The following is an 11,385-nucleotide window of genomic DNA, read 5'->3' on the forward strand; positions in this document are numbered from 1 at the left end:
ACAAAAATAGCCTATTCAAAGGCCTATCAAAGCGATGTTGAAATTTGTAAGAAGAATAGGGTTGATTTTCCTCGCCAGTTTGTTTTGCGCAGGGCTTTTTGCGGAATGGAATCCTTCCCAAGACCCCACCAAGAAAAGGATTTTCGTGATGGAAATCCGTAATGATATTGATCCGCGGATGAACCGTTATGTGGATTTAGCACTTGACCAAGCCACTGAAGAAAATGCGGAGATCGTGATTATCGATATGGACACTTATGGCGGAGCTGTAAACGATGCTAACGATATTCGTACCCGAATTTTAGAATACGAAAAGCCAGTTTGGGTTTTTATTAATAACGATGCAGCCTCAGCCGGTGCGCTGATTTCAATTGCCTGCGACAGTATTTACATGGTACCAGGCGCCAACATTGGAGCAGCTACGGTGGTCAATGGAGAAGATGGAAGCCAAGCGCCAGACAAATATCAATCTTACATGCGATCGATTATGCGTTCTACAGCCGAACAAACGAATCGTGACCCTAATATTGCAGAAGGCATGGTGGACGACCGAATCGAAATTGAAGGCGTTACCGAAGCAGGCAAAACCATTACGTTTACTACTTCCGAAGCCATTAAAAATGGTTTTTGCGAAATGCAGGTCACCAGCATTGAAGACATACTTGCCAAAAACAACATTGATAATTATGAACTTATCAATTACGAATTGGCCGCTTCTGAAAAGATCATTGCTTTTTTCCTCAACCCATTTGTGAGCGGAATTTTAATCTTGGTAATAGTAGGCGGGCTGTATTTTGAGCTTCAAACACCGGGCGTGGGCTTTCCATTGGCAGCAGCGGGTATCGCTTTAGTCTTCTACCTTACCCCTTACTACCTTAATGGGCTTGCGGCCAATTGGGAAATTGCAGTGCTATTTATCGGGATTGTTTTAATAGCATTAGAAGTCTTTGTGATTCCCGGTTTTGGTGTAGCGGGTATCGCTGGCATCTCCTGTGTAGTCATGGCGCTCATTTTCGTGATGATCGATAACGACTTCTTCAACTTTGATTATGTACCTTCTGGTGAGTTAGGCACGGCAGCCGTTGTAGTTTTTGCAGGAATGCTGGGCGCCATGGTGCTGATATTCAGTCTCGGTTACCGATTTACCGAATCCAAAATGTTTAGCAAAGTGGCCTTGATGGGTGAACAGCGCAAATCAGATGGCTATACTTCGTCTTTTTACACTGCGGATTTAATGGGAAAAGAAGGAGTTGTTTTCTCCACTTTAAGACCTAGCGGTAGGGTAGAAATCGATGGCGAAATATATGATGCCTACACTCGTGGAGAATATGTTGAAAAGGGCGAAAAAATAACGGTAATTAGCCAAGAAGGAACCTCCTTAAAAGTTAGATCGAAAAAAGTATGAGCGACAATCACGCTGAATTTAGTCCCGAAAGTTTAATGATGAGCTTCGGACATGAACCTTCATTGGTTAGAAATTCCATCAAAAACCCAATATTCCAAACCTCAACTTTTGAGTTTGCTACTGCCGAAGAAGGAAAAGCCTATTTCGAAAAAGTATATGGTGGTGCTGGCGCAGACGAATCGAGCAAAAGTTTGATCTACACCCGACTGAATCACCCTAATTTAGTTACCGCTGAAAAACGACTTTCTTTATTAGACGAAGCAGAAGAATCGGCATTTTTTGAAAGCGGAATGGCCGCTATTACTACTTCGCTTTTAGAAATTTGTAAAGCGGGTGATTTGGTACTGATGTCTTTCCCTATTTATGGTGGCACCGATGCTTTCATCAAAAACTTCCTTCCAAAATTCGATATCCAGTCGCTAGCTTTTAGTCCAGACATGACGGAAGAAGAAATCGTAAGCTTAATCGAGGCTCACCCAAGAAAAAATCGACTGGCTTGTATTTATGTAGAAACACCTGCCAACCCCACCAATACCTTAATTGATATTGAAATGACAGTGCGCATTGCGGCTCGTTTTTCAAATCAAGACAAGAAAACCATTGTAGCGGTAGACAATACTTATATGGGGCCGCTTTGGCAAAAACCAATCAATCATGGAGCCGATCTAATCATGTATTCGGCTACAAAATATATTGGTGGTCATAGCGACTTGATTGCTGGTGCCATTTCTGGAAGCAGTGCACTGGTTTCAAGAATCAAAAAAGTGCGCAGCGGTTTGGGCTGTATGGCTTCTCCGTGGACCTCTTGGCTCATCAGCCGAAGCTTAGAAACGATTTCCTTAAGGATGGAAAAACAGGCTTCAAACGCAGCAAAATTGGCGGATTTCTTACACGATCACCCAAAAGTAGCCAAGGTATATTATGTAGGACACATTGCCGAAGGGCACAAGCAATACGAATTGGCCAAAAGACAAATGACTTCTGATGGTGCCATGTTGGCCTTCGATGTAGTAGGTGGCGAAGCTGAAGCTTTCCGTTTTTTGAATGCCGTAAAATTAGCCAAGTTGGCCGTGAGTTTGGGCAGCACTGAAACACTTACTTCCCACCCTTTTACCATGAGCAGTTCTAATATGAGTTTAGCCGATCGTGAGGCCGTGGGCATTACGCCAAGTATGGTCAGAATTTCGACAGGGATTGAAAACCCAGACGACCTTTTAAAAGATTTCGCACAAGCTTTTGAAAAAGTATAATGTTGGAAAAAGGTCAAACGCTTTACGAACGCATTGGCGAAGAAAACATCCTGAAACTGGTGGATGATTTTTATGCTGAGTTGGAGCAGGATGAACTCATCAGAAAGATGTATCCTGAAGATTTACTTCCCGCTAAGAATCGACTCAAGTTGTTTTTTATTCAAGCGCTGGGTGGCAGACAAACCTATACCGATGAACGCGGACATCCGATGCTGAGGCGCAGACATTTTCAGTGGGAAATTGGCACCGAGGAAGCAACACACTGGCTCAAGCACATGCACGCAGCCTTAGAAAAAGCCTCTTTCCACGAACCTGAAAAAGATGCCTTCTGGGAATATGTGTACGGTGCCGCTCAGCATATGGTGAATAAGTAAGGTAGATCTCTACTGAACCTAACTTTCCAAAAGTTTAGAACTTTTGGAAAGATTTAAAACTGCTGGCAAGTTTCGGAATCCTGTCAGATCTGAACGATAGAAATAAAGTTTTATCAAAGCACACAAAATACAGATAGAAATGTATCTTGGCTTACGCAAAAAACGCATCAACTATGCTCTCTAAAGAATCTCAGAATCAACTACGCAGCAGATTATTTCAACATTTAGATGGTATTGGCACTGCTCCAACGGCTTATGCTTTAAAGCAAAAAGGAGTCCTTCAATATCTACTGGAGCATAAAGAAGCATCGCTGGAAAAACTCACCCAAGAGTTCAAAGCAAACGAAGGCTATTTGAATGTTGGGCTTCGGCTTTTAGCTTCGCAAGGCTGGTTAACCCAAACGGTGGATAATGCCAAAGATGAAATCAGCTACTCCATTACCGAAAAAGGAGTTTTAGCATTTCCATATATCGACCTATACAAAGAAGTGGTTGAGCTTTTGAAGTTTTCAGAGAACTTTCATCCTAGAAAATTTGAGGTAGAACCATTCCGATTGCTGGAGAAGATTTTTGAGAATTTTAAGAAGAATTACGGCATCAGTTTTTCTGAGAACCCAACAGAAAAAACTGTTCAAGAACAAATACTAACTCATATTGAAGGTATTTTGATCGGGCCAAGTATTGTTCATATGAGCATGAACGGCATGTTCCATAAGTACTTTATGGAGGCCAAATTCAGACCTGAAGAATTTCATAAAGACACTAAAAACTTTAAAAAACTCTTAGACATATTCACCCATTTAGGCTGGTTTACAGAAGTCAATGGTAATTACGAATTCACCGAAACGGGTCTCTTTTATGCCAAAAGGGCAAGTGCCTATGGCGTTACCGTATCCTACATTCCTACGTTCAGAAAGTTAGAAGACCTGATTTTCGGTAACCCAAGAATACTCAAAGAAACCAAACCAGGCGAACCTGAAAACCATGTAGACCGCGCCATGAATGTATGGGGAAGTGGTGGCGCGCATTCGGGTTATTTCAAAGTGGTTGACGAAATCATTGTCGAGCTTTTTAACAAGCCTATTGAGCAGCAACCAAAGGGAATTCTAGACATGGGCTGTGGAAATGGCGCCTTCCTTCAGCACTTATTTGATGTAATTGAGCAACAAACCCTAAGGGGTAAAATGCTTGATGAACACCCACTGATTTTGGTTGGGGTAGATTATAATGAAGCGGCATTAAAAATCACCAAAGCCAACCTAATTCAGGCCGATATTTGGGCAAAAGTAATATGGGGAGATATTGGTCAACCAGGATTATTGGCCAAAGACTTAAAAGAAAATTACGGAGTTGAGCTTAGTGAACTTTTGAATGTAAGAACCTTCTTAGACCACAACAGAATTTGGGAAATGCCAACCCACATTAACAAAAACAGGGTCAGTAATTCGACAGGAGCTTTTGCTTTTGAAGGAAAACGCATCAACAATAATTTGGTGGAAGACTCGCTATTGGAGCACTTCACCAAATGGACACCTTATGTAGAAAAATTTGGTTTGTTATTGATCGAATTACATACCGTTGCCCCGGATTTAGTGGCGAAGAACTTGGGTAGAACTTCTGCCACAGCCTATGATGCTACGCACGGTTTTTCGGACCAATATATTGTTGAGGTTGATGTATTTGTTAAGATATTGGCCGAAGCGGGCTTACACCAAGACCCTACTAAATTCAGGAAATTCCCGAACTCCGACTTGGCTACGGTAACGGTAAATCTTTTTAAGGGGGAAAAGTAAAAGCAAAGCTCTTCCCTCGAAAAGATATTAGTGGGAAAAGGAAAATTATATTAATTCAGAAGCCGATTTCCTCACATATATCCAATCCCTTCCTCCTGAAAAGATCACTTCTCTTTCAAGCGTGAATCCGTTTTTTAAATAGAATTTAGCCAGCCCAGCATCTTCAATCGAGAGCCAAAATGGATTGTTAGGATACATTTCGAAAATGGATTTCAACCACAGATCACCTAGGTTTCTCCCTCTGAAATTCTCAGCTATCCAAAGGTAACCAATGTATAAATATCCATTATCGAAATAGTATTCAGCTATTGGAGGGTAGCTATCTGTTTCTGAGGTATGGGCAGAAAAAACCAAGCCTCCACCAATTAGCTCTTCGTTCAATTTAATTCCATACAACTTCACCGATAGCCTAAACTCTTCCCAGTTCGATTCTAATTCTAACTTCCAATCATCGGGAAGCATTTCAAAAAATAACTCAGGGGCATCAGAAATATCAATGATTTCTGCAATTGGTTTAGGGGATTCTTCGGCCACAATAAAATGAGCTAACTGGATTATAATTTTAGCAAATGTAGACCAGCAAAATCAATTTTCAATGAATCGATAATCATTGATTGAAAACAAAAAAACCCGATAGCCAAAATGACTAACGGGGTTCAAAAATTCTTTAATCTAAAGCTTAGGCATTCACTACTCTAGGCACTAAAACACCCTTTGGGGTGGTGCCAAATTGCTTTAAAAAACGCGTATGAGAAGCTACAGCACCAAAGAAGGTCTCGTGCTCTACATAAGGAAGGTCATGTTCCTTTGCTGTCTCTTTCACTATCTGAGCAATTTTAGGATAATGCACGTGACAGATTTTGGGAAAGAGGTGATGTTCAATTTGGAAGTTCAAACCTCCGAAAAGGTAGTTTACAACTTTGTTCTTAATGGCAAAGTTTGCCGTTGTATGCATTTGCAAATCTGCCCACGGCATTCCAATTTTCCCATCCTTCTTCGGTTCTGGAAAAGAAGTTCCTTCAATAATATGCGCCAACATAAAAATTACCGCCACGGTAAAGCCTTCTAACAAATGACCAGCGATAAAGCCAAAAACAACCCAGTACCAAGGCAAATCAATTACGATAATAGGGACTACCAAAAACACAGTGTAATACAATGCTTTGTAAAAAAACAAACGGAAAATCTCTTTTCTCGGGAACGTCTTTCGGTAATGTCCGCCTAATTGGTGCTGAAAAAATTTGACATAGTCCTTTACAAACACCCACGATACTGTAGCCAGACTGTATAAGAAATAAGCATAAATATGTTGAAAACGGTGTACCCACCATAAATCTTGGTTGGGTTGAAGCCTCAAAATAGGCGGTTGATCTATGTCTCCATCGTGATCGGGAATGTTAGTGTATGTATGGTGTACTAGGTTGTGGCTAATTTTCCATACATAATCGTTAGCTCCCATAAAGTTAAATGTTAGCCCCAAACGCTCATTCAGTTTTTGGTTTTTGGTATAAGACCCATGAATTGCATCGTGAGCTATGTTTAAGCCTATCATGGCCGAAAAGAAGCCATGTGCCAATGCCAAAAAGAACATACCAATTGGGCTTATCAAGCCTGAAATCACTAAAGCATAGGTAGCTATCCAGCCTATTAAAATCCAAATGGTTTTAAAAACCATTTGGCTATTAGCTGTTTTAGATATATTGTTTGAGGTAAAATACTGATCTACTCTCTGATTGACATCTTTTTGAAAACCGTCTTGGGTAAATTTATCAAAGATTACTTTCTGGAACTTTTTTTTTGAATGGGCAGTATTGTGCTCTGAGGCATTTGGATTCATAGGCTAATTCTAATCTCTAGGCTGGACGGGAGAGTTGTCGGACAATATAGTTAGTTAAGTTCCCGAAGCAACGGTTATCGCCTAAGCTACGAATTTTTCACCAGTCAGCTACCATATGACAGACATTAAAACATGTTCACGTTTATGAAAACTGACTAATAGCCCTATTATTAATATTGGATACAGCTCAAAATAAATACACTTAAAAACGACATATTTATTTAAAACTAAGATAATCGCGTTTATACTAGATTTTGTTTACAATTAAGCAAAACTACTTTATTGTTTAAAACACCTAAATTGATAGAAGATTCAGGTTTAAGTTTCCTTCAAAATAAGGTTGGAAAGCTCTCTACTTGTCATCATACCCCCTTTTCGCCAGATCATTTCCCCGTTTTTAAAAAGAATAAAAGTGGGAATACTCCTAACTCCAAATTTTTGCGCTAAAGGCTGGTTTTTGTCTACATCAATTTTAATGATTTTAACTTTCCCCTCGTGAGCCTTTGCTACCTCTTTCAAAACTGGCGCCATAGCTTGACAAGGCCCACACCAATCTGCATAAAAATCTACCAATACTGGAGTTTCTTGTGATACTAAACTTTCAAACTTCCCTTTCATAACATTGCTTCCTTTGCCATGTTCAAAACCCCTCTTTCTGAAGATTTGTTCCCTGGCCAAGTACTGAAAGAACGATCTGAAACATTATATTGAAGCAGGTTTAAAAACTCACTCCTCCAAATGAAAATTTGTTTAGCCCAAACAAAGCCCTTCACAGGCAGTATAGTAAAGAATATTGAGCAGCACCTTGAATTGATTCAATTGGCCATTGAACAAGGCGTAGAACTTATCATATTTCCCGAGCTTTCACTCACAGGTTACGAACCCACCCTAGCCAATACTCTAGCAATTTCAAAAGACGATGCTCGACTGACTGTCTTTCAAGAAGCCAGCAGCGAAAAAAACATTACCATTGGAGTTGGCGCACCGATTAAAACTAGCCAAGGCATCACTATTAGTATGATTCTATTCCAACCGAATCAATCCGTTCAAGTTTACTCTAAAGGATTTTTGCATGTAGACGAAATGCCTTATTTCGTTTCTGGCGATAACTCATTGATGCTCCAGATTAATAGCCAAAAAATTGCGTTGGCCATTTGTTATGAAATTTCAATTCCTGAGCATGCTGAAAAGGCTTTTCAAAATGGATCTGAGATTTACATAGCCAGCGTAGCTAAATTCAAGAGCGGAATTAACAAAGCTAAAACTGAACTAGCCAATATGGCCAGGCGCTATTCCATGAGTGTATTAATGGCGAATTGTATTGGAATGGCGGATGGAGCAGAATGCGCAGGCAAAACCGCTGTATGGAACAAGGAAGGGGAAAGAATAGGTGAACTGGATAATATAAATCAAGGCCTGTTGATTTTCGACACAGCAAATCAAACCGCAGAACAGTATCTATTCTAAAATTCATTCATTGTAATAGGCACAAAAAAAAGAGTCACCCCCGTTGGAGCGACTCCCTTTCACCTAAACACCTGGGTAACTAACTACTCATAGCGAATCTCACGATTCCTATACCCAGACTTATCTTTAATCTACCTTTAGGCAGACATAGTTTCTTCTTAATATCTTCTTGAATTTTATTCGAACCACAGAAGATTGAACCTCTCCTCGACCAAAACTTTGAGCCCTTATAATTGCTCAACAGTTAAACAAACATAATAGGATTTTTTGTTAATTAAAATTTAACTTATGCATAAAGGCAAAAACTTATGCACATTTTATCAACAATCGCGAAATGCTGTTCAAATACAAGCTTTTGCACTATACATTATTATGGAAGTTTAATACATACATTTTTCTTTTGTGAGAAGAATTGCAATGCATCCCATCCGCCCTCTCTGCCAACACCACTATTTTTGACTCCTCCAAAGGGTGTTCTGAGGTCGCGAAGCAGCCAACAGTTGACCCAAACAATACCAGAATTGAGTTGAGAAGATACCGAATGCGCTCGGTTCAAATTGCTTGTCCACAGGGTAGCTGCCAAACCATACTGAGTACTATTGGCCATGGCTAAAACTTCTTCTTCGGTATCGAAAGGAGTAAGTGTAATTACAGGACCAAAAATTTCTTCTTGATTGGTTCTACAATCAAAACTTAACCCTTCGATAATAGTTGGTTGAATATAATAGCCTTCTGAAAGTTCACTTTCGAGAACCACTTGTTTACCTCCTGCTAAAACTATTCCTCCTTCCGATTTGGCCAATTCAATATAGGAAAGCACTTTCTTCATATGCCCTTCTGAAACTACTGCGCCAAGGTTAGAATGCTCATCTGCGGGATCGCCTACTTTTAATGCGTTCGTTTTTGCAATTAAAGCCTGTTTGAATTTCTCATAAATAGGTCTTTCTATGAATACCCTAGAACCGCAAAGGCAAATTTGTCCTTGGTTGGCAAAACTCGAATGAACCGTAGTTTTAAGTGCTTCTTCAAAGTTGCAATCTGCAAATATGATATTCGGGTTTTTCCCTCCTAATTCTAACGACAGCTTTTTAAACATTGGAGCTGCCGTAGCAGCAATTTGTTTCCCCGTGGCCGTTCCACCGGTAAATGAAATCAAAGGAATATCGGGATGTTCTGAAATGGCTTGCCCTACTTTTGGTCCCAAACCATGAACGATATTTAAAACTCCTTTTGGCAAGCCTGCTTCAATACATAATTCAGAAAGCAAAAAGGCTGTCATGGGCGTGATTTCCGAAGGTTTTGCCACCACAGTATTACCAGCAGCCAAGGCCGGAGCAATCTTCCAGGTAAACAAATACAAAGGCAAGTTCCAAGGCGAAATACAGCCCGCAACCCCTAAAGGTGACCTTTCTGTATAATTGAAGGCAAGTCCATCTGTTTGATGGGCCTCAGTACTTTCATGAAGAATAGCTGTGGCGAAAAACCTAAAATTTGATGAAGCGCGTGGAATATCTACCCTCGTAGCCAATTTCACTGGTTTTCCATTGTCTTTTGATTCTGCTTTGGCTAGCTTTTCTAAATTAGCATCAATCAGGTTTGCTACTTTGAGCATCAATCGTGAACGCTCTTCTCGCGAAGTTGCTGCCCATGTTGGGAATGCGGTCTTAGCCGCTTGAGTGGCCAATTGCACATCACGCTCGTCAGAGTCGGGAATTTCGCCATACACCTTTCCTCGGGAGGGATCGATGTTATCTAAATAGTTTTTAGAAATTGGCTCTACCAATTCGCCATTGATATAATTCAGAATTCTTTCCATTGCTTCTACTTAAAGGCAGCCCGTTCTTCCGCCATCTACAGGCACATTAATTCCATTGATATAACCTGCTGCTGGAGTAGCTAAAAAGGCCACTGCTGCCGCTATTTCTGAAGCATCTGCAAAGCGATGTGCAGGAATTTCTCGTTTCATTTCTTCTTCCACTTCCTCAGTACTCTTTCCGAGTTTTTTAGCTTTATTTTCAATAATAGAGGAAAGCCGTTGCGTGGCAGTGGCTCCTGGTAATACGTTATTTACAGTAATGCCATATTTACCCAACTCACCCGCCAAAGTTTTAGACCAATTGGCCACAGCACCTCGAATGGTATTCGACACACCTAAACCAGGAATGGGAATTTTTACTGAGGTAGAAATAATATTGATAATTCGGCCGTAAGTCTGATGTTTCATTCCGTCCACCAAAGCTTGGGTCAATATGTGATTGCACACCAAATGCTGCTCAAAGGCATTTCTAAATTCATCTACTTCTGCACCTAAAGCTGGGCCACCAGCAGGTCCGCCAGTGTTATTGATCAGAATATGATATACATTCCCCTCCGCTATATGGGCCTCAATAATTTTTTTTAAGGCCTCAACTTGAGTAAAATCGGCAGTAAGGATTTGATGATTTTGTCCACCAGAAGAAAAAAGTGAATCTTTTACCTCGTTAAGTTTTTCAGTATTCCTAGCTAGCAAGGTAACGTTAGCGCCCAAATTTGCCAATTCTATGGCCACGGCCTTACCTATTCCTTGGGTGCTTCCGCAAACCAATGCTCGTTTTCCTTTTAAATTTAAATTCATAGCAATTGTGTATTGAGTAAAGTTACAAAATTGGAATTAGCCTTTCCCGAATTTCGTTAAATTCGCCAAGAACTAAATTGAACTGACCATGGGAGTAAAACGACCTTTCAACTTGCAAAAATGGATTAATGAAAACCGTGACTTGCTAAAGCCACCCGTTGGAAATAAAAACCTTTACCCCGAAGGCACCGACTATATTGTGATGATTGTTGGCGGCCCAAATGCCCGAAAAGATTACCATTACAACGAAACTGAAGAGCTTTTTTATCAGCTGGAAGGCGAAATTACGGTGAGAATTCAAGAAGATGGAAAAGCAGTAGATATCCCTCTAAAAGCAGGCGACATGTATTTACACCCAGCCAAAGTACCCCACTCTCCTATGCGTTCAGAAGGTTCTATCGGCTTGGTCATCGAACGGGTGAGAAAACCAGAGCATACTGATGGACTGATGTGGTTTTGCGATAACTGCAACAACAAGCTTCACGACACCTATTTTAAGCTTACCAATATTGAAAAAGACTTTCTTCCGCGCTTCCGCGAGTTCTACGGTTCTGAAGAACATAGAACTTGTAATAACTGCGGCCATGTGATGGAAACGGATCCTAGGTTCGTAAATCAGTAAATTGGTCATTGGTCATTGGTCAT

Annotated in this window: 11 protein-coding genes; 6 read left to right on the plus strand and 5 right to left on the minus strand. The window is 40.5% G+C overall.

The window, feature by feature from the left end; translation table 11 throughout:
• Window positions 1–34 precede the first annotated feature (34 nt).
• From OB69_RS17140 to OB69_RS17155, 4 genes are all read left to right on the plus strand, one after another.
• Complete coding sequence (locus tag OB69_RS17140; RefSeq protein WP_157608622.1) at window positions 35–1,405, plus strand: NfeD family protein; 1,371 nt, start codon at window positions 35–37, stop codon at window positions 1,403–1,405.
• Window positions 1,402–2,655 (plus strand): aminotransferase class I/II-fold pyridoxal phosphate-dependent enzyme, encoded by a 1,254-nt coding sequence (locus OB69_RS17145; protein ID WP_053224984.1) that lies wholly within the window; start codon window positions 1,402–1,404, stop codon window positions 2,653–2,655. The genes OB69_RS17140 and OB69_RS17145 overlap by 4 nt, the downstream gene beginning before the upstream one ends.
• Window positions 2,655–3,029, plus strand: coding sequence for a globin domain-containing protein (locus tag OB69_RS17150; protein ID WP_053224985.1), 375 nt, complete (start codon window positions 2,655–2,657; stop codon window positions 3,027–3,029). Before OB69_RS17145 ends, OB69_RS17150 begins: the two co-directional genes overlap by 1 nt.
• Before the next feature lie 173 nt (window positions 3,030–3,202).
• Window positions 3,203–4,822, plus strand: coding sequence for a class I SAM-dependent methyltransferase (locus OB69_RS17155; RefSeq protein ID WP_053224986.1), 1,620 nt, complete (start codon window positions 3,203–3,205; stop codon window positions 4,820–4,822).
• A gap of 45 nt (window positions 4,823–4,867) precedes the next feature.
• Here OB69_RS17155 and OB69_RS17160 read toward each other — a convergent pair whose 3' ends face one another.
• The 3 genes from OB69_RS17160 to trxA all read right to left on the minus strand — a co-directional run bounded on the left by OB69_RS17160 (window position 4,868) and on the right by trxA (window position 7,277).
• Complete coding sequence (locus OB69_RS17160) at window positions 4,868–5,356, minus strand: GNAT family N-acetyltransferase (protein ID WP_053224987.1); 489 nt, start codon at window positions 5,354–5,356, stop codon at window positions 4,868–4,870.
• A 145-nt stretch (window positions 5,357–5,501) separates the two neighbouring features.
• The gene (locus tag OB69_RS17165) at window positions 5,502–6,659 is read right to left on the minus strand and encodes a fatty acid desaturase family protein (protein WP_071426812.1); all 1,158 of its coding nucleotides are present in this window, start codon (window positions 6,657–6,659) and stop codon (window positions 5,502–5,504) included.
• Between the two features lie 318 nt (window positions 6,660–6,977).
• On the minus strand, window positions 6,978–7,277 hold the full coding sequence (gene trxA, locus OB69_RS17170; RefSeq protein WP_053224999.1) for a thioredoxin: 300 nt from the start codon (window positions 7,275–7,277) through the stop codon (window positions 6,978–6,980).
• A gap of 120 nt (window positions 7,278–7,397) precedes the next feature.
• Between trxA and OB69_RS17175 the strand changes: the two genes are divergently transcribed.
• Complete coding sequence (locus tag OB69_RS17175; RefSeq protein WP_053224988.1) at window positions 7,398–8,126, plus strand: carbon-nitrogen hydrolase family protein; 729 nt, start codon at window positions 7,398–7,400, stop codon at window positions 8,124–8,126.
• 370 nt (window positions 8,127–8,496) lie between these two features.
• Here the strand turns inward: OB69_RS17175 and OB69_RS17180 are convergent, their stop codons facing one another.
• Both OB69_RS17180 and OB69_RS17185 read right to left on the minus strand, forming a co-directional pair.
• Window positions 8,497–9,942 carry an aldehyde dehydrogenase gene (locus tag OB69_RS17180; RefSeq protein WP_053224989.1) on the minus strand — a complete coding sequence of 482 codons (1,446 nt, stop codon included), beginning with the start codon at window positions 9,940–9,942 and terminating at the stop codon, window positions 8,497–8,499.
• A gap of 9 nt (window positions 9,943–9,951) precedes the next feature.
• Window positions 9,952–10,740 carry an SDR family oxidoreductase gene (locus OB69_RS17185; RefSeq protein ID WP_053224990.1) on the minus strand — a complete coding sequence of 263 codons (789 nt, stop codon included), beginning with the start codon at window positions 10,738–10,740 and terminating at the stop codon, window positions 9,952–9,954.
• A gap of 88 nt (window positions 10,741–10,828) precedes the next feature.
• Here OB69_RS17185 and OB69_RS17190 point away from each other — a divergent pair, with 88 nt between their 5' ends.
• Entirely contained in the window at window positions 10,829–11,362 is a 534-nt protein-coding gene (locus tag OB69_RS17190; RefSeq protein WP_053224991.1) for a 3-hydroxyanthranilate 3,4-dioxygenase, read from the plus strand.
• Window positions 11,363–11,385: the final 23 nt, after the last annotated feature.

Origin of the sequence: Roseivirga seohaensis subsp. aquiponti, assembly GCF_001267955.1 — a bacterium.
Taxonomy (GTDB): Bacteria; Bacteroidota; Bacteroidia; order Cytophagales; family Cyclobacteriaceae; genus Roseivirga; species Roseivirga seohaensis.